The organism is Streptomyces sp. NBC_00096 (assembly GCF_045041305.1).
Taxonomy (GTDB): domain Bacteria; phylum Actinomycetota; class Actinomycetes; order Streptomycetales; family Streptomycetaceae; genus Streptomyces.
The window spans coordinates 3,083,516-3,107,049 of record NZ_CP108221.1; the positions used below are offsets into that span (position 1 = coordinate 3,083,516).

Annotated in this window: 9 protein-coding genes and 2 rRNA genes; 4 read left to right on the forward strand and 7 right to left on the reverse strand. The window is 70.3% G+C overall.

Features of this window, described 5'->3' with window-relative positions; genetic code table 11:
* Positions 1–65: 65 nt before the first annotated feature.
* The 3 genes from OG904_RS13415 to OG904_RS13425 form a co-directional block, all read right to left on the reverse strand.
* Positions 66–3,189: ribosomal RNA gene (locus OG904_RS13415) — 23S ribosomal RNA — on the reverse strand.
* Between the two features lie 286 nt (positions 3,190–3,475).
* Positions 3,476–5,000, reverse strand: a 16S ribosomal RNA gene (locus OG904_RS13420).
* Together the 16S and 23S rRNA genes form the textbook arrangement of a ribosomal RNA operon.
* A 591-nt stretch (positions 5,001–5,591) precedes the next feature.
* Positions 5,592–6,128, reverse strand: coding sequence for a MarR family winged helix-turn-helix transcriptional regulator (locus tag OG904_RS13425; protein WP_405490619.1), 537 nt, complete (start codon positions 6,126–6,128; stop codon positions 5,592–5,594).
* Between the two features lie 123 nt (positions 6,129–6,251).
* Between OG904_RS13425 and OG904_RS13430 the strand changes: the two genes are divergently transcribed.
* On the forward strand, positions 6,252–7,535 hold the full coding sequence (locus tag OG904_RS13430) for an MFS transporter (RefSeq protein ID WP_405497983.1): 1,284 nt from the start codon (positions 6,252–6,254) through the stop codon (positions 7,533–7,535).
* A gap of 79 nt (positions 7,536–7,614) precedes the next feature.
* Here the strand turns inward: OG904_RS13430 and OG904_RS13435 are convergent, their stop codons facing one another.
* Together OG904_RS13435 and OG904_RS13440 are read right to left on the reverse strand one after the other, a co-directional pair.
* On the reverse strand, positions 7,615–9,408 hold the full coding sequence (locus tag OG904_RS13435; RefSeq protein WP_405497985.1) for a SpoIIE family protein phosphatase: 1,794 nt from the start codon (positions 9,406–9,408) through the stop codon (positions 7,615–7,617).
* A gap of 147 nt (positions 9,409–9,555) precedes the next feature.
* Complete coding sequence (locus OG904_RS13440; protein ID WP_405490621.1) at positions 9,556–10,950, reverse strand: NAD(P)/FAD-dependent oxidoreductase; 1,395 nt, start codon at positions 10,948–10,950, stop codon at positions 9,556–9,558.
* Positions 10,951–11,291: 341 nt separating this feature from the next.
* Between OG904_RS13440 and OG904_RS13445 the strand changes: the two genes are divergently transcribed.
* Both OG904_RS13445 and OG904_RS13450 read left to right on the forward strand, forming a co-directional pair.
* On the forward strand, positions 11,292–12,083 hold the full coding sequence (locus OG904_RS13445) for a TetR/AcrR family transcriptional regulator (protein ID WP_405490623.1): 792 nt from the start codon (positions 11,292–11,294) through the stop codon (positions 12,081–12,083).
* A gap of 246 nt (positions 12,084–12,329) precedes the next feature.
* The gene (locus tag OG904_RS13450; protein ID WP_405490625.1) at positions 12,330–14,315 is read left to right on the forward strand and encodes a sigma-70 family RNA polymerase sigma factor; all 1,986 of its coding nucleotides are present in this window, start codon (positions 12,330–12,332) and stop codon (positions 14,313–14,315) included.
* Here the strand turns inward: OG904_RS13450 and OG904_RS13455 are convergent.
* On the reverse strand, positions 14,302–18,153 hold the full coding sequence (locus OG904_RS13455) for an AfsR/SARP family transcriptional regulator (RefSeq protein WP_405490627.1): 3,852 nt from the start codon (positions 18,151–18,153) through the stop codon (positions 14,302–14,304). The genes OG904_RS13450 and OG904_RS13455 overlap by 14 nt on opposite strands.
* An 820-nt stretch (positions 18,154–18,973) precedes the next feature.
* A complete protein-coding gene (locus tag OG904_RS13460) occupies positions 18,974–21,265 on the reverse strand; it encodes an asparagine synthase-related protein (protein WP_405490629.1) in 2,292 nt (763 codons plus the stop codon).
* A 613-nt stretch (positions 21,266–21,878) separates the two neighbouring features.
* On the opposite strand from OG904_RS13460, the gene OG904_RS13465 reads away from it, so the two are divergent.
* Positions 21,879–23,504, forward strand: coding sequence for a sporulation protein (locus OG904_RS13465; RefSeq protein ID WP_405490631.1), 1,626 nt, complete (start codon positions 21,879–21,881; stop codon positions 23,502–23,504).
* Positions 23,505–23,534 lie beyond the last annotated feature (30 nt).

The following is a 23,534-nucleotide window of genomic DNA, read 5'->3' on the forward strand; positions in this document are numbered from 1 at the left end:
AAGTTAACCAACCGGATATGACACAGTTCGTTACTTCAGAACTAACACAGTGGACGCGAGCAACTGAGGACAAGCCCTCGGCCTATTAGTACCAGTCAGCTCCACCCGTTACCGGGCTTCCACATCTGGCCTATCAACCCAGTCGTCTACTGGGAGCCTTACCCTCTCAAGGAGGTGGGAATACTCATCTTGAAGCAGGCTTCCCGCTTAGATGCTTTCAGCGGTTATCCCTCCCGAACGTAGCCAACCAGCCATGCCCTTGGCAGGACAACTGGCACACCAGAGGTTCGTCCGTCCCGGTCCTCTCGTACTAGGGACAGCCCTTCTCAATATTCCTACGCGCACAGCGGATAGGGACCGAACTGTCTCACGACGTTCTAAACCCAGCTCGCGTACCGCTTTAATGGGCGAACAGCCCAACCCTTGGGACCGACTCCAGCCCCAGGATGCGACGAGCCGACATCGAGGTGCCAAACCATCCCGTCGATATGGACTCTTGGGGAAGATCAGCCTGTTATCCCCGGGGTACCTTTTATCCGTTGAGCGACGGCGCTTCCACAAGCCACCGCCGGATCACTAGTCCCGACTTTCGTCCCTGCTCGACCCGTCGGTCTCACAGTCAAGCTCCCTTGTGCACTTACACTCAACACCTGATTGCCAACCAGGCTGAGGGAACCTTTGGGCGCCTCCGTTACTTTTTGGGAGGCAACCGCCCCAGTTAAACTACCCATCAGACACTGTCCCTGATCCGGATCACGGACCGAGGTTAGACATCCAGCACGACCAGAGTGGTATTTCAACGACGACTCCACCCCAACTGGCGTTGGGGTTTCAAAGTCTCCCACCTATCCTACACAAGCCGAACCGAACACCAATATCAAACTATAGTAAAGGTCCCGGGGTCTTTCCGTCCTGCTGCGCGAAACGAGCATCTTTACTCGTAGTGCAATTTCACCGGGCCTATGGTTGAGACAGTCGAGAAGTCGTTACGCCATTCGTGCAGGTCGGAACTTACCCGACAAGGAATTTCGCTACCTTAGGATGGTTATAGTTACCACCGCCGTTTACTGGCGCTTAAGTTCTCAGCTTCGCCACACCGAAATGTGACTAACCGGTCCCCTTAACGTTCCAGCACCGGGCAGGCGTCAGTCCGTATACATCGCCTTACGGCTTCGCACGGACCTGTGTTTTTAGTAAACAGTCGCTTCTCGCTGGTCTCTGCGGCCACCCCCAGCTCACGGAGTAAATCCGATCACCAGTGATGGCCCCCCTTCTCCCGAAGTTACGGGGGCATTTTGCCGAGTTCCTTAACCATAGTTCACCCGAACGCCTCGGTATTCTCTACCTGACCACCTGAGTCGGTTTAGGGTACGGGCCGCCATGAAACTCGCTAGAGGCTTTTCTCGACAGCATAGGATCATCCACTTCACCACAATCGGCTCGGCATCAGGTCTCAGCCTTATATGAGGGACGGATTTGCCTACCCCTCGGCCTACACCCTTACCCCGGGACTACCACCGCCCGGGCTGGACTACCTTCCTGCGTCACCCCATCGCTTACCTACTACAAGTCTGGTCCGCCGGCTCCACCACTTTCCATTCCCCGAAGGGTCCGGAACGGCTTCACGGGCTTAGCATCGCCTGATTCGATATTGGGCGTTTCAAAGCGGGTACCGGAATATCAACCGGTTGTCCATCGACTACGCCTGTCGGCCTCGCCTTAGGTCCCGACTTACCCTGGGCAGATCAGCTTGACCCAGGAACCCTTAGTCAATCGGCGCACACGTTTCTCACGTGTGTATCGCTACTCATGCCTGCATTCTCACTCGTGAACCGTCCACAACTAGCTTCCGCTGCTGCTTCACCCGGCACACGACGCTCCCCTACCCATCACAGCGGGCGTTGGCCCTATAGCTGCAATGACACGACTTCGGCGGTACGCTTGAGCCCCGCTACATTGTCGGCGCGGAATCACTTGACCAGTGAGCTATTACGCACTCTTTCAAGGGTGGCTGCTTCTAAGCCAACCTCCTGGTTGTCTCTGCGACTCCACATCCTTTCCCACTTAGCGTACGCTTAGGGGCCTTAGTCGATGCTCTGGGCTGTTTCCCTCTCGACCATGGAGCTTATCCCCCACAGTCTCACTGCCACGCTCTCACTTACCGGCATTCGGAGTTTGGCTAAGGTCAGTAACCCGGTAGGGCCCATCGCCTATCCAGTGCTCTACCTCCGGCAAGAAACACGTGACGCTGCACCTAAATGCATTTCGGGGAGAACCAGCTATCACGGAGTTTGATTGGCCTTTCACCCCTAACCACAGGTCATCCCCCAGGTTTTCAACCCTGGTGGGTTCGGTCCTCCACGAAGTCTTACCTCCGCTTCAACCTGCCCATGGCTAGATCACTCCGCTTCGGGTCTAGAGCGTGCAACTCAATCGCCCTATTCGGACTCGCTTTCGCTACGGCTTCCCCACACGGGTTAACCTCGCTACACACCGCTAACTCGCAGGCTCATTCTTCAAAAGGCACGCAGTCACGACGCATTGAGTAAACTCAATGCGCGACGCTCCCACGGCTTGTAGGCACACGGTTTCAGGTACTATTTCACTCCGCTCCCGCGGTACTTTTCACCATTCCCTCACGGTACTATCCGCTATCGGTCACCAGGGAATATTTAGGCTTAGCGGGTGGTCCCGCCAGATTCACACGGGATTTCTCGGGCCCCGTGCTACTTGGGAGATTCTTAAGCAAGCCGCTGATGTTTCGTCTACGGGGGTCTTACCCTCTACGCCGGACCTTTCGCATGTCCTTCGACTACATCAACGGTTTCTGACTCGCCGACCGGCCGGCAGACCGATCAAAAGAATTCCCACAACCCCGCATGCGCAACCCCTGCCGGGTATCACACGCATACGGTTTGGCCTCATCCGGTTTCGCTCGCCACTACTCCCGGAATCACGGTTGTTTTCTCTTCCTGCGGGTACTGAGATGTTTCACTTCCCCGCGTTCCCTCCACACTGCCTATGTGTTCAGCAGTGGGTGACAGCCCATGACGACTGCCGGGTTTCCCCATTCGGACACCCCCGGATCAAAGCTCAGTTGGCAGCTCCCCGGGGCCTATCGCGGCCTCTCACGTCCTTCATCGGTTCCTGGTGCCAAGGCATCCACCGTGCGCCCTTAAAAACTTGGCCTACAGATGCTCGCGTCCACTGTGTAGTTCTCAAGCAACGACCAGCCACCCATCACCCCCATCCGAAGATGAAGTTCACTGGGGCCGGCATCGCAGAAGGCATGACCTCACGGCCGTACCCTCAGATACCCAACAACGTGCCAAGCACAGCCACATCTTCAAACCCGTTTTCCACGCCGAAGCAGTACTCACGGAATTTTCAGACCCGACTGTGCCAACTAATCAACGTTCCACCCATGAGCTGACCGTGCAGAACATTTGTCTGCAATCGGTACTGTGCTCCTTAGAAAGGAGGTGATCCAGCCGCACCTTCCGGTACGGCTACCTTGTTACGACTTCGTCCCAATCGCCAGTCCCACCTTCGACAGCTCCCTCCCTTACGGGTTGGGCCACCGGCTTCGGGTGTTACCGACTTTCGTGACGTGACGGGCGGTGTGTACAAGGCCCGGGAACGTATTCACCGCAGCAATGCTGATCTGCGATTACTAGCAACTCCGACTTCATGGGGTCGAGTTGCAGACCCCAATCCGAACTGAGACCGGCTTTTTGAGATTCGCTCCACCTCACGGTATCGCAGCTCATTGTACCGGCCATTGTAGCACGTGTGCAGCCCAAGACATAAGGGGCATGATGACTTGACGTCGTCCCCACCTTCCTCCGAGTTGACCCCGGCGGTCTCCTGTGAGTCCCCATCACCCCGAAGGGCATGCTGGCAACACAGGACAAGGGTTGCGCTCGTTGCGGGACTTAACCCAACATCTCACGACACGAGCTGACGACAGCCATGCACCACCTGTATACCGACCACAAGGGGGGCACTATCTCTAATGCTTTCCGGTATATGTCAAGCCTTGGTAAGGTTCTTCGCGTTGCGTCGAATTAAGCCACATGCTCCGCTGCTTGTGCGGGCCCCCGTCAATTCCTTTGAGTTTTAGCCTTGCGGCCGTACTCCCCAGGCGGGGAACTTAATGCGTTAGCTGCGGCACCGACGACGTGGAATGTCGCCAACACCTAGTTCCCAACGTTTACGGCGTGGACTACCAGGGTATCTAATCCTGTTCGCTCCCCACGCTTTCGCTCCTCAGCGTCAGTAATGGCCCAGAGATCCGCCTTCGCCACCGGTGTTCCTCCTGATATCTGCGCATTTCACCGCTACACCAGGAATTCCGATCTCCCCTACCACACTCTAGCTAGCCCGTATCGAATGCAGACCCGAGGTTAAGCCTCGGGCTTTCACATCCGACGTGACAAGCCGCCTACGAGCTCTTTACGCCCAATAATTCCGGACAACGCTTGCGCCCTACGTATTACCGCGGCTGCTGGCACGTAGTTAGCCGGCGCTTCTTCTGCAGGTACCGTCACTTTCGCTTCTTCCCTGCTGAAAGAGGTTTACAACCCGAAGGCCGTCATCCCTCACGCGGCGTCGCTGCATCAGGCTTTCGCCCATTGTGCAATATTCCCCACTGCTGCCTCCCGTAGGAGTCTGGGCCGTGTCTCAGTCCCAGTGTGGCCGGTCGCCCTCTCAGGCCGGCTACCCGTCGTCGCCTTGGTGGGCCATTACCCCACCAACAAGCTGATAGGCCGCGGGCTCATCCTTCACCGCCGGAGCTTTTAACCCCCGCCCATGCAGGCAGGAGTGTTATCCGGTATTAGACCCCGTTTCCAGGGCTTGTCCCAGAGTGAAGGGCAGATTGCCCACGTGTTACTCACCCGTTCGCCACTAATCCACCCCGAAGGGCTTCATCGTTCGACTTGCATGTGTTAAGCACGCCGCCAGCGTTCGTCCTGAGCCAGGATCAAACTCTCCATGAATGTTTACCCGGCTGTGCTTAATTAAAAGCTGCCCGGTTGCACACGCACTTAGAGCGGGACAGTCATGTCGGAATAAGACCGACCGTCCACTGCGTCCTCGCTGTGTAATTGCCCGCAAGCATCACAGCCGAAGCCGCGACCTCACAGGTCTTTTTCAAAGGAACCTCATCCACCGAAATGGACGGGGTATCAACTTTTGGCGTTGATTTTTGGCACGCTGTTGAGTTCTCAAGGAACGGACGCTTCCTTTGTACTCACCCTCGCGGGCTTTCCTCCGGGCGCTTCCTTCGTTCTTGTGTCTCCGACTCTATCAGACTCTTTCGGGCCTGATTCCCAGTCAGCGGGGTTTGTCTTCCGGGCTGTTGGGCCCTTCCGACTCCCGAACTCTAGTGGATTTCCCGGGCGATTCATAATCGACCTTCGGAAATGAATTCGGGCATGCCGAATACGTTCCCGGTGGGAGATCGTGCTGAGTTGGGTGCCGCAACGAGGCGGCGGGATTCGTTGTCTCCGAAACCTTTCGGCTCAGGGACAACTCGAAGAACCTTACGGATCCACGGGCCCTGTGTCAACCCGGGACTTGGGCCGGCCTCAGTGCGGGGACTGGAGGCCCTCCACGCGGTCCAGGAGGCGGGTGAGCATGTCGCCCAGCACCCCGCGCTCCGCCGTGGAGAGGTCCTGGAGGAGGTCCTCCTCGAAGACCGTCGCCGCGCGCATCGCGTCCAGCCACTTGCTGCGGCCCTCCGCGGTGAGCTCCACGATCACGCGGACGCGGTTGTTCTCGTCCCGCTCGCGCGTGACCAGCGCTTCCGCCGTCATGCGGTCGATCCGGTGGGTCATCGCCGCCGGCGTGAGGCCCAGCTGCTTCGCGAGCTCGCTCGGGCCCATCCGGTACGGGGCTCCGGAGAGGACGAGGGCCTTGAGGACCTCCCACTCCGCGTTGCTGATGCCCAGGGCCGCGGTCTGGCGGCCGTACGCGACGTTCATCCGGCGGTTCAGGCGGCTCAGGGCCGAGACGACCTTCTCGACCTGGGGGTCCAGGTCCTGGAACTCGCGCTGATAGACGGCGATCTGTTCGTCGAGGCTCGGCTCGTGGACGGGCGCAGTGCCGTCGGGGGTATCACCCATGGTTCGAAGTATCGCACGAGCCCGTTGGCATCTAACTCCTTCGATGTGTAGAGTTAAGGATCGAACTTTAGGTATGAAGTCTTCAAGCTTCAGCAATCAAGGTGGTGAGAAGTGACCAAGGTGATGGGCGCTGCGATGCGGAGGATCCAGGCCGGGAACGCGTTGACCGCGTTCGGTATCGGCTTCACGGTTCCGTTCCTCTACGTCTACGCGGCGAAGGTGCGAGAACTGGACCCCATGTGGGCGACGGGTGCGTTCATGGCGTTCGCCCTCGGTGCGCTTCTCGCGCTGCCCTTCACCGGGCGGGTGATCGACCGGCGCGGTCCGGTCCCCGTCGTCATCGGTGCGGCCGTCGTCGCGTCGTTCGGTGCGCTGTCCCTCGGGCTCTCCACGGGCGTGGTCGCGATCCTGCTCTCGGCTCTCGCGCTGGGCGCCGGTCAGGCCGTCATGCAGCCCGCGCTGGCCACGATGATCGTGCGGTGTTCCACGCCCTCCACCCGGACCCGTGCCTTCGCCCTCCAGTTCTTCATGCAGAACCTGGGTCTGGGCATCGGTGGTCTCATCGGCGGGCTCATCGTCGACGAGAGCCGTCCCGGCAGCTTCACCCTGCTCTTCGGCATCGAGGCCGTGATGTTCCTGGTCCTGGCCGGGGTCATCGCCACCGTGCGGATGCCGCAGGTGCCGGCCATCAGCAACGCGCTGGCCAAGGACGCCGCGCAGCGCGGTGGCGGCTGGAAGCGGCTGATGGAGCACAAGGCCATGGTCCAGTTCTGCGTCCTCGGCTTCGTCCTCTTCTTCGCCTGCTACGGACAGTTCGAGTCGGGTCTGGCCGCCTTCGGTACCGAGGCCGCCGGGATCACGCCGTCCACCCTCGGTTTCGCGCTCGCCGCCAACACCGGTGCGATCGTGCTCGCCCAGTTCGTCGTGCTGCGGCTGGTCGAGAACCGGCGCCGGTCCCGGGTGATCGCGCTCGTCGGCCTGATCTGGACCGGTGCGTGGATCATCGCCGCCTTCTCCGGTCTGGGACACGGCAGCGCGGTCATGGCCGCGGCCGCGTTCGTGACCACGTACGCGCTCTTCGGCATCGGCGAGGCCATGCTGTCGCCGACCCTGGCGCCGCTGGTGGCCGATCTGGCGCCGGAGGGTTCCGTGGGTCAGTACAACTCGGCCTTCGCCCTGGTCAAGCAGATGGCTCTGGCGCTGGGGCCGCTCGGTGTGCCGCTGGCCGCGGGGCTGCCGATGCTCTACATCGGTGTCTTCGTCGTGGTCTCGCTGGGCATCGCCGGGCTGGCGCTGCGTCTCGGCAAGCAGCTGACTCCGCTGCAGGACAACCCGTCGCTGGCCCGGAGCACGGTCGTGGCCGGGTCGGCGGAGCCGGCCAGGGCCGCCGAGCCCGTGACCGCGTAGGCAAAGGCGTAGGTATAGGGGTACACGCGCACGTCAGAAGGCCCCGGTCCGGTGGACCGGGGCCTTCTTCGTGTCCGGACTACTTGTCCTTGTCCGGGAGGGCGAACTCGCACCAGACGGCCTTGCCGCCGCCCGGGGTGCGGCGGGAGCCCCAGGCCGAGGCGATCGTCGCGACGATGGAGATGCCGCGGCCGGTCTCGTCGGCCGGTTCGGCTCGGCGCCGGCGCGGGAGGTGGTCGTCCCCGTCGGTGACCTCGATGATCAGGCGGCGGTCGGTGCGGCGCAGTCGCAGGCGCATGGGCGGGGTGCCGTGCTGGAGGGAGTTCGCGACGAGCTCGCTGGCGGCCAGGACCCCCAGGTCGCACAGCTCCACCGGGAAGCGCCAGGAGGCGAGGACGCCCTGGGCGAAGGCGCGGGCGCGCGGGGCGGCCTCGATGCCGCCGAGGAGCTCCAGGGCGGCGTTGTGGAAGAGCTCGGCGTCGGCGCCGGTGCGGGCGGGCTGCTGGAGGACCATCACGGCGACGTCGTCGTCGTGGTCGGCATCGACCCCCAGGGCGCGCATCAGGCGGTCGCAGATGACGGCGGGGGTGCCCTGGGCGCCGGAGAGGGCGCGTTCCAGGGCGGCGACGCCTTCGTCGATGTCCTCGCCGCGGCGTTCGACCAGGCCGTCGGTGTAGAGGACGGCGGTGGAGCCGGGGCCCAGCGCGATGGTGCCGGAGGTGTGGAGCCAGCCGCCGGTGCCGAGCGGCGGGCCGGTGGGGTCGGCGGCGCGGCGGACGGTGCCGTCCTCGTCGCGGACCAGGATCGGGAGGTGGCCTGCGGAGGCGTACGCGAGGAGGCCCTCGTTGGGGTCGTGTACGGCGTAGACGCAGGTGGCGATCTGGCTGGCGTCGATCTCGGCCGCGAGGCCGTCGAGGAGCTGGAGCACCTCGTGGGGCGGGAGGTCGAGGCGGGCGTACGCGCGGACGGCGGTGCGGAGCTGGCCCATGACGGCGGCGGCGCGGACCCCGCGGCCCATGACGTCGCCGATGACGAGGGCGGTGCGGCCCGCGCCGAGGGTGATGACGTCGTACCAGTCGCCGCCGACCGCGGCCTCGGTGCCGCCGGGCTGGTAGGTCGCGGCGACGCGCAGGTCGTCGGGCTGCTCCAGCTCCTGCGGGAGCAGGGAGCGCTGGAGGGTGACGGCGGCCTCGCGCTGGCGGCGCTCGCTGGCGCGCAGCCGTTCGACGGCCTCGGCGTGGTCGGTGACGTCGGCGAGGTGGATCAGGACCCCGGTGTGGACCCCGACGTCGCTCGCCGCTTCCGTCTTGGGGAACTCGACCGGTGTGCAGGTGACCGTGTACGAGCTGGTGCCGCCGGGCGCGGTGCGGTTCTTGGCGGTACGGGGCTTGCCGCTGCGCTGGACCTGGTCGAGGAGCGGGAGCAGGCCGAGCTCGCCGAGCTCGGGGAGGACCAGGTGTGCGGGGGCTCCGGGGAGGCGGGCGCCGAAGCCGGAGGTGTAGGCGTCGTTGACGTAGGCGACGCGGTGTTCGGGGCCGTGCACGAGGGCGACGAGGGCCGGGAGGCGGCCGAGGACCTCGCGTACGGAGAGCTCGTCCAGGGAGGGGACGGGCGCGGCGGGGACGGGCGCGGCGGGGCCCCCGCGACCGTCCGCGGCGGCGGTGGCGGCCGTGGTGGCGGTGGCCGAGCCGGTGCCGCGGACCGTGGGGTCGGCGGGGCCGCCGTCCGGCCCGGTCGCCGAATGGCCGGCGGCGCCGCGGGCGGCCGGGACCGAGCCTTCGCCCCGTTTGGCCTGGGCGGCGGCGTGTTCGGACCGGGCGGCGGCGCGACGCTGCGTTCCGGGAAACCGGGCGCTCCAGCGCGTGAAGTTCACTGCGTTCAAGCCTCGTGGTGTCGCTCGTGGTCGCTGTGTCACTCGGTGGCACTCGGGTGGCACTCGGATGTCACGCTGATGTCACTCTGTGCAGGTGTGAGCCCACCTATGGTCACACGTCCAGTGTGGCGGACGGCACTGACAGGATCAGCCCTCGCTCTTCTTCGGGGGGTCCTTGGGGACTCCGCCCGCGGCGAGTTCGAATTCTGCTCTGGGGTGTTCGAGGGATCCCAGGGAGACGATCTCGCGTTTGAAGAGACCGGAGAGCGTCCACTCGGCGAGCACGCGCGTCTTGCGGTTGAGGGTGGGGACGCGGCTGAGGTGGTAGGCGCGGTGCATGAGCCAGGCCGGGTAGCCCTTGAGCTTGCGGCCGTAGACGTGCGCGACGCCCTTGTGGAGGCCTAGGGAGGCGACGGATCCGGCGTACTTGTGGGCGTACTCGGTGAGGAGTCCGCCGCGCAGGGACGATACGAGGTTGTCGGCGAGCACCTTGGCCTGGCGGAGGGCGTGCTGGGCGTTGGGCGCGCAGGCGACCCCCTTCTCCGGGGCCGTGATGTCGGGGACGGAGGCCGCGTCCCCGGCGGCCCAGGCGTGTTCGACGCCCTCGACCGTGAGGAAGGAGGTGCAGGCGAGCCGGCCGCGGTCGTTCTTGGGCAGGTCGCTGGCGGCGAGGATCGGGTGCGGTTTGACGCCGGCGGTCCACACGACGGTGCGGGTGGGGAAGCGGGAGCCGTCGCTGAGGACGGCGACGCGGTTCTCGCAGGATTCGAGCCGGGTCTCCAGGCGCAGGTCGATGCCGCGGCGGCGCAGTTCGCGGATCGTGTAGGTGCCCATCTCGGGGCCGACCTCGGGGAGGATCCGGTCGCTGGCCTCGACCAGCACCCACTTCATGTCCTCGGGTTTGACGTTGTGGTAGTAGCGGGCGGCGTAGCGCGCCATGTCCTCCAGCTCGCCGAGGGCTTCGACGCCGGCGTAGCCGCCGCCGACGAAGACGAAGGTGAGGGCGGCGTCGCGCAGGCCGGGATCGCGGGTGGAGGAGGCGATGTCCATCTGTTCGATGACGTGGTTGCGCAGGCCGATGGCCTCTTCCACGGTCTTGAACCCGATGGCGTAGTCGGCGAGTCCCGGAATGGGGAGGGTGCGGGAGACGGAGCCGGGGGCGAGGACGAGTTCGTCGTACTCGATCTCGACGGGGATTCCGCCTTCCTCGGAGGTGGCGAGGGTGGAGACGGTCGCCGTCCGTTTCGCGTGGTCGATGTGTCTCGCTTCGCCGATGACGATGCGGCACTTGGAGAGGACGCGGCGGAGCGGGACCACGACGTGGCGCGGGGAAATGGAGCCGGCCGCCGCTTCGGGGAGGAAGGGCTGATACGTCATGTAGGGCTCGGGAGTGACCACCGTGACCTCGGCCTCGCCGGCTCTCAGCTTTCGCTGGAGCCGGAGCGCCGTGTACATGCCTACGTAGCCGCCGCCGACGATCAGGATCCGCGTGCGGGGCGGGGTACCGGGGGCCGTGCCCCGGGAGTTAGCAGCCTTCACCATCCCATGACGCAACGTGGCCGGGAGTTTGTCCACAGCCCCGACAAATTGTGTGACCGGAGATGGCGGCGGGGCGGGGTTGTCCGGGGGTGCTGATGGAGGTGAAGGTGCGCAGGTCAAGTGGTGCGGAGTGGGTGATTCCGGGGGCTTGGAACGGAAAAGTGTGGGTGAATGCTCCGATCGGGCGGTGGTCCGTCCGGGGCTGCCTCTTCTGAATTGACTCTGGCTCAACTATGTTCGTATCTCGTCGAGAGTAGGACCAGGGCCCACATGACCGTGGCCCCCCTCGACATGAAGGCGGGGAGTGTCTCCGGGGGGAGACAAATGATTACCGGGGGAAACATATGCACATTTCCGATTTCCATGCTTCTGCCACCGCTCTGTCGTCGGCCTCGGCCGCGACGGACAGCCACGGCCGACTGATGGCGGGCGGCGCCACCACGCACGGCGTGGGCCGCTCCACGCCGCTGCGCGTCGACGCGCAGCGCAATCTCGAACACGTACTGCGCGCGGCCCGCGAGGTCTTCGGCGAGCTCGGCTACGGGGCTCCGATGGAGGACGTCGCACGGCGCGCACGGGTCGGCGTCGGCACCGTCTACCGGCGGTTCCCGAGCAAGGACGTCCTGGTCCGGCGGATAGCCGAGGAGGAAACCTCCCGGCTGACCGAGCAGGCCCGTACCGCGCTCGGCCAGGAGGAGGAGCCCTGGCAGGCACTGTCGTGCTTCCTGCGCACCTCCGTGGCCTCCGGCGCCGGACGGCTGCTGCCGCCGCAGGTGCTGCGGGTCGGCGGCCCCGGCGAGGACGGGGCCGAAGAGGAGGCCGCGCGGGTTCCGCACCAGCGCCAGGCCGTCGCGACCGGCGGGGTGCCCGACCTGCGGGTCGTCGGTACCGCGCGGACCGGACTGGAGGACGAGCCCTCGGACGACGCGGGCGCGGGTGAGCTCCTGGAGGTCGTCGGCCGCCTGGTGGACCGTGCACGGGAGGCCGGTCAGCTCCGCACCGATGTCACGGTGGCCGATGTGCTGCTGGTGATAGCGACGGCCGCGCCCGCGCTGCCGGACGCGGCGCAGCAGGCGGCGGCTTCCGCCCGGCTGCTGGACATCCTGCTCGAAGGGCTGCGGTCCCGGACGGCGTAGTGCCGCAGGCGGTGCGGCTCGCGGGCCCGTGGGGCTCGCGGGCGGCACGGCCTGGGGTGGCGTGGTGGCGGGTGTCAACCTGTTCTCATACATGACCGCTCGCTCGAACGGGTGAGGCTTGGTACGGCGATTCGCCGGACCTTGCCCGGATGAGTGGATGGTGTGGAGAGCGGTCCGGCGCGCGTCCGCCATGTGACACGCTGGATCGGTGTACCGGTTCGAGTGTGTCCTGCGGGGGCTTCCGCGATGAGCGTTGACGGGCGGGAAGAGCCGCACGGTGGCACCGGCGCCGAGGTCGGGGCGGGCAGCCTGCCCGCGCGGCAGGTACCGGCGCAGCGCGAGCCGGGCGGACGCCACGCCGCCGGTTCGAGTGGTGAACTGCCCCCGTCCGACGGTGATTTGATCGCCCGGATGCGCGGGGGTGACGACGGCGCGTACGAGCAGCTGTTCCGTCGGCACGCCGATGCCGTGCGCCGCTATGCCCGGACCTGCTGCCGCGACGGGCACACCGCCGACGATCTGACGGCCGAGGTGTTCGCGCGGACCCTCCAGGCCGTACGGGGCGGGGCGGGTCCGGACCAGTCGGTGCGCGCCTATCTGCTGACCACCGTGCGCCGGGTGGCCGCCGCCTGGGCGAAGACGGCCAAGCGGGAGCATCTCGTCGAGGACTTCGCGCTGTTCGCGGAGCAGGCCGTCGGGGCCGGCGACGGAGCGGTCGGGCTGACCGGGGACGACACGCTGGAACTGGGCGCCGATGTACGGGCGATGCACGAGGCCGAGCAGACCCTCGCCATGCAGGCCTTCCGGAGCCTGCCCGAGCGGTGGCAGGCCGTGCTGTGGCACACCACCGTCGAGGAGGCTTCGCCGAGCGCGATCGCCCCGCTCTTCGGGCTGAGCGCCAACGCCACAGCGGTACTGGCCAGCCGGGCCCGCGAAGGCCTCAAGCAGGCCTACCTCCAGGCACACGTGAGCACCGCGCTGAGTTCGGGCGGGGACTGCGCCCGGTACGCCGACCGGCTCGGGGCGTATGCCCGCGGGGGTCTGCGGATGCGGGCCGAGCGGGGGCTGCGCAAGCACCTGGAGGAGTGCGCCCGGTGCCGGCTCGCCGCCGGGGAACTCAAGGACGTCAACGCGGGCATTCCCGCGCTGCTGCCGGTCGCCGTCATCGGGTGGTTCGCCGCCGGGTACGCGGCGAAGGCGGCCGGAGTGGTGGCCGGCGGAGCCGTCGCCGCGGGCGGTGCCGGGGCGGCTGCGGCCGCCGTCGGCGGGTCGACCGCGGGTGCCGGGGCTGCGGGGACGGGTGCCGGGGCTGCGGGGGCCGGGGCTGCGGGGGTCGGGGGTGCCGCTGGTGGGGCCGGGTCCGGTGGGGTCGGCGGAGCCGTGGCTTCGGAGGGGCTGGGGCTGCCAGCCAAGGCCGCCATCGCCGCCGGGGTCGTGGTCGCCGCGGCCGCCGGGGTGGTGTTCGCGCTGGCCGGTGACGACACCGACCCGCCCGCCCGGGCGAACCCCGCACCGACCATGGCCGCGCCGGTCGCGCCGGTGCCGCGCGCTTCGGCCCCCGCCGCGCAGGAGCCGAGCCCGTCGCAGGTGCAGCCGCCGCCCGCGCGAGGACCCGTACCGCCCCCGAGGGGGACGACGGCCCCGTCGGCGCCGTCCGCCGCGCCGGTCGTGCCGGAGCCCTCGCGGAGCCGGGAGCGGCCTTCGCCCGTGCCGAGCTCGAAGCCCGCTCCGAAGCCGACCCCCACGCCCACGCCGACTCCCCGGCCGACGCGCCCCTCACCGCCGCCGCGGGACCCGCAGGGGTTCCGGCTGTCCTCGCTGGACCACTCCGTCTACGGGGACCACGACGGCCCCGAGATCGAGACCTGGCGGAGCAGCTGGGTGTGGCAGCGCTGGGGACTGACGGTCGGCGACCAGCGCTTCTCGCACGGGATCACCGTCAACTCCCGTTCCTCCGTGGAGATCACCCTCAACCGGCAGTGCGTGAGCTTCTCCGCGCGGGCCGGGGTGGACGGGCTGTCGATGTACACGGACGGCGAGGTGCGCTTCTCCGTGTACGCGGACGGCCAGCGCCTGTGGCAGTCGCGTGCCCTGGGCCACGGGGATCCTGCGGTGAGCGTGTCCGTCCCCCTCTCGGGACCCAAGACGCTGCGCCTGGTCGTGGAGCGCGCCGGGGAGGGCCACCTGCCGACCCTGGCCAGCTGGGCCGACGCCGTCATCAGCTGCCGCTGAGGGAGCTGGCGGCGGCTGCGGCCGTGGCTGCTGCCGTGGCCGTGGTGTCCGTGACCAGTGCCGCCGCCCGGGCCGGGGTGAGCACGGCGCCCGCCGCTTCCTCGCGGGCGTAGCCCTCCGGGCCGCCGAGCGCAGCGCGCGTCCGCTCCGGGAACTCCGCCAGCGCCACCGTCTCCGGGACCGAGCGCGGGTTGCCCGCGCGCCAGGCGGTGGCGGCCGCGAAGACCCGTACGGCCTCGGCGGGGTGGCCGGCCCCGGCCAGCAGAACGGCCGCGCACTCGGCGAGGGAGGCGAGGACCCGTTCCGCGCACTGTCCGGCGACGGCGGCGGCCAGGGCGGGCGCGATCTTGGCCAGGCCGGCCGCCGGGCCCTCCTCGCGGGCGGTGAGGATGCCGTCGATGTTGCTTAGCCCGGCGGTGAGCTGCGGGGGCACGGTGATCCTGGCCGCCTCGGTACGGGCCTGCTCGCACTCGGCGCGGGACCGGGCCAGGTCGCCCCGGAAGAGGGCGAGCAGCGAGGAGATCAGCAGGCTGTAGACCTGCACGTCGTACACCCCGCCGTACTCCTGCGCCTCCCGGTCCGCCTGCGCCAGCAGCCGCTCGGCGGTGTCGAAGTCCCCGGCGCAGAAGGCGGTCTCCGCGATCCGGACGAGGGCGAAGGGCGCCTCCACGTGCGCCCCCACCTCGCGGGCGAGGCGCAGGCACTCCTCGTACTCCGTGCGGGCCTCGTCGTACCGGCCGCGCGAGAGGGCGAGCTCGCCGGCCGCGCTCGCCACCTGGGAGCGGGTCCAGCGGTCGCCGACGCGGCCGGCGATCTCGTGCAGTTCGGCGATGTCCGGGTCGACGGTGGGCAGGCCGCCGGTGATGTCGATGGCTACGTGGGTGCGGAGCATGAGGGTGACCCCCAGTTCCCAGTCGCCGCCGTGGCGGCGGCAGTTCTCGACGGTCTCGTCGAGGTGGGCGTGGAAGGCGCGGGGGTTGCCGGTGAGGTAGGCGGCCATCGGCCAGAGCATGCCGGGGAATCGGGCGGCCTCGGCGGCGCCGTGCCGGAAGGCCTCCGTGATGCGGGTGGAGAGGGCCTGGTACTCCGGGGTGTGGAACTCCTCCTTCGCGCGGCCCTCGGCGAGGAGGAAGACGTGGAGCACCTGGAGGCGCATGAAGCCCCAGTACGCGACGGAACCCCCGGGCGGGTCGGGCGGGGTGACGGAGAGGGTCAGGGCGGTCCACTCGGCGCCCTCGTCGCGGTAGTTGCGCAGCCACCAGAACCAGCCGAGGGCGAGGACGAGGCGGCGGGCGGTGTCGCTGTCGCGGCGGGCGACCGCGGTGTGGAGGGCGGCGCGGAGGTTGTCGAGCTCGGTCTCGATCCGGCGGATCCAGGAGAGCTGGGCGGCTGAGCGGAGGTGGGGCTCGGCCTCTTCGGCGAGGGCGGTGAAGTGGGCGGCGTGGCGGTGGGTGGTGGCGGTGAGGTCGGTGTGTTCGGTGGCTTCCGTGGCGCGTTCGGCGGCGTACTCGTGGATGGTTTCGAGCAGGCGGTAGCGCATGCCGGCCGGGCCGGCCGGGTCGGCCAGGACGAGGGACTTGTCCACGAGGGAGCCGAGGAGGTCGGCGACCTCGGCGACCTCGAGGTATTCCCCGTCGGCGCAGACCGCTTCGGCGGCTTCGAGGTCGCAGCCGCCGGCGAAGACGGACAGGCGGCGCAGCACGGTGCGTTCGGGCTCCGAGAGGAGGTCCCAGGACCAGTCGACCACGGCGCGCAGGGTCTGCTGGCGGGGCAGGAGCGTGCGGGAACCGCTGGTCAGGAGCCGGAAGCGGTCGTCGAGGCGGTCGGCGATCTGGCGCGGGGTGAGCAGCCTCAGCCGGGCGGCGGCCAGCTCGATGGCGAGCGGCAGACCGTCCAGGCGGGCGCAGATCTCGGCGACGGCGGCCGGGTCGTCGGCGGGGGTGAAACCGGGGCGGGCGGCGGAACCCCGCTCGCCGAAGAGGCGGTGCGCGGGGGCGGGCGGGAGCGGTTCGACGGGGCGAAGCGTTTCGCCAGGGACACCGAGGGGTTCGCGGCTGGTGGCGAGGATCCGTACGCCGGGGCAGTGCGTGAGGAGGCGCTCGGCGAGGGTGGCGGCGGCGTCGATGACGTGTTCGCAGTTGTCGAGGACGAGGAGCAGGCGGCGGTTGGCGCAGTGCTCGACGAGGAGGGCGGCGGGGTCGTCGGCCGGGCCCTTCTCACGGCCCACGAGGGTGCTCTCGCGCAGGCCGAGGGCGCTGAGGACGGCGCCGGGTACGGCGGCGGGGTGGTCCAGGCGGGCCAGCTCCACGAGCCAGACCGGTTCGGCGTGGCCGGCGGCGGCGTGCTCGGCGAGGCGGGTCTTGCCGGAACCGCCGGGGCCGGTGAGGGTGACGAGCCGCAGGCGGGCCAGATCGGCGTGCAGGGAGGCGAGCTCGGGCTCCCGCCCGACGAAGGAGGTGAGCCGGGGCCGAAGGTTCCCCTGCGGAGCCGGGACCGGACCCTTGGGCGGGGCCGGGACTTCGGCTTGGGCTGGGGCGGGGGCCGGGGCGGGGGCCGGGGCCGGGGCCGACGCCGGGGCCGGAGCCGAGGCCGGAGCCCGGGCGGGGTCCACGCTCGGAGCCTGAGACAACACCGGAGCCGAGGCCGGAGCCAGGCCCGGAGCTGAGGAGGGGGCCGGGGCCGAGCCCGGAGCCGGGCACGGACCCAGGGACGATGCCGGGGCAGGAGCCGACGCCGAAGCGGAGGCCAGGGCAGAGGAAGGGGCCGGAGTCGGGTCTGGCTCCGAGGCCAGGGCCGGGGCTAGATCGGGGGCCGAAGCCAGGCTCGGGGACGGGCTCGGGGACGGGCTCGGGGACGGAGCCAGGCCCGGAGCCGGAGCCAGGCCCGGAGCCGGAGCCAGGCCCGGAGCCGGAGCCGGAGTCGGGGTCGCGGCCGGAGGTGGGGTCGCGGCCGGAGGTGGGGTCGGGGCGGGGGCCTGGGTCGGGGCGGGGGCCTGGGTCGGGGCGGGGGCCTGGCCTTCCGCCGGGGGTTGTGTCGGGGACAGGGCCCGGCTTCGGGGGGCAGTTGGGGTCTTGGCCGGAGACGGGGGGTGTGGGGGGTGGAGGAGTTCGGTGTGCAGGGCTGCGAGTTCGGGGCCGGGGTCCGCGCCGAGGCCGTCGGCGAGGGTGCGGCGGATGCGGTCGTACGCGGCGAGGGCCTCGGCGTGGCGGCCGGCCGCGCGGAGGGCTCGAAGCTGCTGGGCCCGCAGGGGTTCGTCGTACGGGCGCTCGTGGATCAGCGCCTCGAGCTCGGGCAGGAGCGCTGCCGGGTCCGTGGCACCGGAGCGCAGGTCGGCCTCGACGCGGTCGCGGAGCGCGATGGTACGGCGGGCTTCGACGACGGCCGCGTGAGCGGTACGGGCCGGTTCCGGGAGATCGGCGAAGGCCGGGCCGCGCCAGAGGCCGAGGGCTGCGCGGAGGGTCGCGGCGGCGGCGAGGTCCTGGCCGGAGGCCAGCTCGCGGGCGCCCTGGCCGGCGAGCCGGGTGAAGCGGTGGAGGTCGACGTCCTCCCCGGAGCCGACGGCGAGGCGGTAGCCGCCGGCAACGTCGGCGTGGACGGTGTCCCGGCCGCCGAGGGCGCGGCGCAGGCGGGCCACGAGGGCCTGGAGGGCGGCGGGGGCGTCCAGGGGCGGGTGGTCGCCCCAGACCTCGTCGACGAGGGTGGCGACGGTGACGGGGGTGCGGGTGTCGGCGCGCAGGGCGAGGGCGGTGAGCAGCGCGCGGAGGCGGGGGCCGCCGATGGGGAGGGGAGTGTCGGTCTCGTCGCGGGCCTCGGTGATGCCGAGGATTCGGTACAGCACGGGGGCAATTCTGCCGGGTGCGGGGTGGCTCCGCCGGGGCGTGGGGCTTACCGCCCCAAGGTCCCGGGCTTCTCGAGCACCGACGGGGCCCGGTCGCGGTGCTGCAACGCCACCACCTGCGGCCCGGTGGCCGACGCCTCGGAGGTCAGCGGGGCTGGGGGCGGCCGCAACGTTGGCGGGAGCTCGTCGGCTTCGGGCCGAAGTCCCGCCCGGAGCCGACGGGTCCGGGCAGAGCCTGGGGAAGCGGGGGGTCTCCCCGGACGGAGTCTGGGGGAAGGGACAGAGCGGAACCCGCCCCGCTGGGCCGAACACCCTCAGCCGGGCTCGGGGGGGGACCCCGGCGCCTGGGGCTCAGGCGCGTCAGCAATCCCCGGGGGGGAGGGACGGAGAACCCAGGGTGGATCCCCCAGCAGCACGGCCTCGGAAGCCGGGGCTCCGGGAGCCCCGGGGCCGCAGGGCCGCAGGGCCGCAGGGCCCAGGACGGACGGGAAACCAGGGAGTCGAGCAGCGCAGCCGGGAGCCAGGGCAAGACGAGGCTCGGGTCAGCAGCGCCCGCGTCAGGACAAGGCCTAGCTCAGGGCCAGGCCCGGCTCAGGGCCAGGCCCGGCTCAGGGCCAGGCCCGGCTCAGGGCCAGGCCCGGCTCAGGCCAAGGGCCGCTCAGGCCAAGGGCCGCTCAGGCCAAGGGCCGCTCAAAGCAAGCCCGGATCAAAGCAAGCCCAGCTCAGAGCGAGGCCGGCTCAAAGCAAGCCCGGCTCAGAGCAAGCCCGGCTCAAAGCAAGCCCGGCTACCCGGGGTGGGGCCCGCTCGGAGTGGGCCTGCTCAGGACAGGGCCGGGCGGCGGAGGGGGACTCCTGTGGGGACGGCTCGGCGGCGGAGGGTGGAGGTGCCGGTCCAGCAGGTGCCGCGGCGGGCCAGGAGGCGGCCCAGCCACAGTTCCATCGAGACGAGTTCGGCGAGGCCGTCCAGCGGGACCGGGTGGCCGTCCGCGGCCTGGGCGAGGGCCTGGCGGACGACGCGGGCTTCGATCAGGCCCGCGTCCGCCAGGAGGGGGGCGGAGAAGAGCGCGAGGAGGTCGGGGAGGGCCGCGCGCAGGCCCAGGCGGGTTGCCGACTCGTTCGGGGCGTGGGCCGAGGCGCCCCACCCCGGGGGCAGTTCGCGGACGCCGGCCGAGGACAGGACGCTGCGCAGGATCGCCGCCCGTGCGCCGGGCTGGACGCGCAGGGACTCGGGCAGCGCGCGGGCGGCCCGTACGACCTGGTTGTCCAGGAACGGGGCGTGCAGGCGCTGGCTGCGGACCTCCACGGCCTGCTCGAAGACCCGGTGGTCGGCGGCGTGGCGGGCCAGGACGGCGCGGGCCCGGGCCTCCCCCGGGCGCAGGGAGAGGGGCGGGCGGCCCGCGGCAGTGGTGAGGCGGATCGATACCTCGGCCAGGGCTTCGCCCGTCAGCCAGGCCGCCGCCGGTCCCGGCCGGGACCAGGTCAGGGCCGCGAGCGAGGCGTCCACCGGGGAGGAGGGTCCCGCGGCCAGGGAGCCTTCGCGCAGCCGGGCCGCCGCCGCCTCCATGCCCGCGCGGTACGGCGTACGGGCCAGGCGGCGGGCGGCCGAGTAGACGGTGAGGGGGACCAGGAGGGAGTCGCCGGGGGAGGAGCGGGCCAGGGCGGCGACCGGGCGCAGCAGGTGGCGCCGGCGCCGGTCGAGCAGGAGGTCGGCGAGCCGGGCGGGGTGGGCGTCGAGGACCTGGCGGGCGCCGTGGCCGGTGAAGTGGTCCGCCGAGCCGGCCGACAGGCGGCGCCGCTCACGGGCTGCGGAGATGAGGGAGGGGCCCGGTTCGTCGGTGAGGGGTCCGTCGAGGTCCGCGTAGGGGAGGGCTTCCGCGGCGCCGGCCACGACCACGTGGTGCAGCCGGGGGTTGGCGGCGATGGCGTGGGCGCGTTCCAGTTCGCCCTCGCGGCCCTCGGGGGTGGCGAGGTCGTTGAAGGTGACCGCGAGGAGGCGTTCGCCGGTGCGTCCGAGGAGCGCGCCCGGCGCCCCGGGGAGTCCGGCGGCCAGCAGGGCGAGGGTCGCGGAGGCGCTGCCTCCGGAGAGGTCGGCGCCGACTCCGGCGACGGGTGCGGGGGCGCCGCGGGCCGCGCGCCGGTCGGCGGGGCCCATCCCGGGGACGGGTCCGGGGTCGTAGGGCAGCGTGTCGGGGGCATGCCGGGGAGCCGTGAGCCGGGCGCGCACCGCGTCGACCAAAGCTTCCCGTACGCCCTCCACCGCGCGCTCGGGGTCGGCCACGGGGGCGGCCACCGCGAGGGAGGCCACCGGCTCGTACCCGGTGATCTCCCGCGAGCCCTCGCGCAGGATCAGCGCGTGGCCGGGCGGGATGCGGCGTACGCCGACGTACGGTGTGCCGTCGCCCAGCGCCTCCGGGCTGTCGGGGCAGGCCAGCAGGGCGGCGAGATGGCCGATGTCGAGCTGCGCCTCGATCAGGTCGGCGAGCGGGAGGGCGGCGGTGGCGTACGCGGTGCCGCTCGCCCAGGGCGTGTAGAAGACGGGCCGGGCACCCGCGAGGTCGCCGACCACGGTGATGCGGCGGCCGGCCTGGACGACGGCGGTGTAGCTGCCGGGCCACTGGGTGAGGTGGCGCAGCGCGCCGCCGCGGGCGGCGTAGAGGGCCCGGCGCAGTTCCTCGTCGGTGGCGCCGCAGCAGCCGAGGACGGTGAGCCGGGTGAAGGGGTCGGCGGGGTCGGCGGTGAGGGTGCGGATCTCGTCCGGGCGCCAGTCGCCGACGGCCCAGAGCGGGTCGGGGTCGCCCCACAGGAGCTGGGCGCCCACGGGGACGACGGTGCGGTCGGCTTCGGCGGCGCCCGGGTCGTCGGGGTGGGCGGCGTCGGCGAGTCCGCCGCGGACCGGGCCGTCTCCCCACGCGTCGGGGCCCGCGCCGTGGCCGGAGCCGTATCCGGAGTCGTATCCGGAGCTGTTGCCGTTGCCATGGCCGTTGCCGTACTCCCGGCCGTTGCCCGAGGCGTATGCGCCCTGGTGGGAGGCGTGCGCGGCGTTCTGGCCCGCGACCCGTCCGGCCGTGCCGAAGCTCGCGGCGATACTGCTCCAACCCACCAACCAGCGCACCGCCGCCTCCACAGCCTGTGGGCACATGACCGGGGCACGAACGGCACGGTCAGCGCTCTGGGCGCGACCGGCGGGACCCCGGGTGGCTCGGGGTCCATGCTGCCACGAGACAGGCGTGCGAGAGTGGTTATGGGGGGCGCACGTACAAACGAACACGCCCCGACCATGCGGTATTTGGCGTTCCGTTCCGACCGCCCCATAGGTCGGTTTCGGCCATTCTTCGGCCGTACTGAGGGCCCGCCCGGCGGTGCGCGGCCCGGGAGGCGGGATCCGCCCCCCGGACCGTTCCGCCACCCGCGGGGATTGAGGCAGCGGCATCCCCCGGCCCGCCGGATCCACGCAGCGGGCCGACCCACGCACCGCACATCGAATCGCCGGGCCCCCGGAGCGGCCAGAGCGCACGGGCGGGCGCACGGCCACACGGGCGGAGCACGCGCTGACACGTGCGCCCCGGCCGCGGGCCCCTGCCCGACTGTGCATACGGACAACAATCCCGCCATACGGAACAGGGGGCCTTAACGCTTGGGAGGCGGGGAACTACGCTGGGTTTACGAAATGCCGGGCGCCTATGCCCCGGCGGCGTATGCGTTCCGCGTGTGACGAGGGGTGGCGCATGTCCAGGGAGCTCCGCGAGCCCAATGAGAAGCTCGGCGCCGTCCTCGCCCTCGCGGGCATCAGCAACGCCGGGCTGGCCCGCCGGGTCAACGACCTCGGTGCGCAGCGCGGCCTGACGCTTCGGTACGACAAGACCTCGGTGGCCCGGTGGGTGTCGAAGGGGATGGTGCCGCAGGGCGCCGCCCCGCACCTGATCGCGGCCGCCATCGGCGCGAAGCTCGGCCGGCCCGTGCCGCTGCACGAGATCGGCCTCGCGGACGCGGATCCGGCGCCCGAGGTGGGCCTGGCCTTCCCGCGCGACGTGGGCGCCGCCGTCCGCTCGGCCACCGACCTGTACCGGCTCGACCTCGCCGGGCGGCGCGGTGGTGGCGGGATCTGGCAGTCGCTCGCCGGCTCCTTCTCCGTGTCGGCGTACGCGACGCCGGCCTCGCGCTGGCTGATATCTCCCGCCGACAGCTCCGTGGCCCGCGAGCCGGGACAGGGACACGGGCAGGGGCAGGGACATGGGCCGGGGCAGCCCAAGAGCGGCGGCGGGCCGGGCCCGCGCCGTGGAGCGCCGTCCCACGCGACCCCGGGATCACGTGAACCGGTACCGGGCGCGGCCCCGCCAGAAGGCCTTCCGGCGCCGCCCGGCACCCTCGTCGGGGGTGTGCCCGCCCAGCCTCCGGGCGAAACGCCCGCTCCCGCCGCGCCCGACGCCGGCCCGCAGCGCGTGGGCCACAGCGATGTGACCAAGCTGCGCGAGGCCGCCGAGGACGCCCGCCGCTGGGACTCCAAGTACGGGGGCGGCGACTGGCGTTCCTCGATGGTGCCGGAGTGCCTGCGGGTGGACGCGGCGCCGCTGCTGCTCGGCTCCTACACCGACGAGGTGGGCCGTGCGCTCTTCGGCGCGACCGCCGAACTGACCCGGCTGGCCGGGTGGATGGCCTTCGACACCGGGCAGCAGGAAGCGGCCCAGCGCTACTACATCCAGGCGCTGCGCCTGGCCCGCGCCGCCGCCGACGTACCGCTCGGCGGGTACGTGCTGGCGTCGATGTCGCTGCAGGCGACGTACCGGGACTTCCCGGACGAGGGCGTGGACCTCGCGCAGGCCGCGGTGGAGCGCAACCGGGGCCTGGCCACCGCCCGCACCATGAGCTTCTTCCGCCTGGTCGAGGCCCGGGCCCACGCGAAGGCGGGCGATTCGGTGGCGGCCGGGGCGGCGCTGCGGGCCTCCGAGGGCTGGCTGGAGCGGTCCCGGGACGGCGACGCGGATCCGACCTGGCTGGGCTTCTACTCGTACGACCGCTTCGCGGCGGACGCGGCCGAGTGCTACCGCGACCTCAAACTCCCGCGCCAGGTAAGGCGTTTCACGGAACAGGCACTGTCCCGTCCGACCGAGGAGTACGTACGATCGCACGGGCTGCGGCTCGTGGTGAGCGCGGTGGCCGAGCTGGAGTCCGGGAACCTCGACGCGGCGTGCGCGGCCGGGACCCGGGCGGTGGAGGTCGCGGGACGGATCTCGTCGGCGCGGACGACCGAATACGTACGGGACCTCCTGCACCGGCTGGAACCGTACGGGGACGAACCGCGCGTCGCCGAACTGCGCGAGCGGGCGAGGCCTCTGCTGGTGACCCCGGCATAGGCCCCGCGTGGCCTCGTTGTCAGTGGCGGG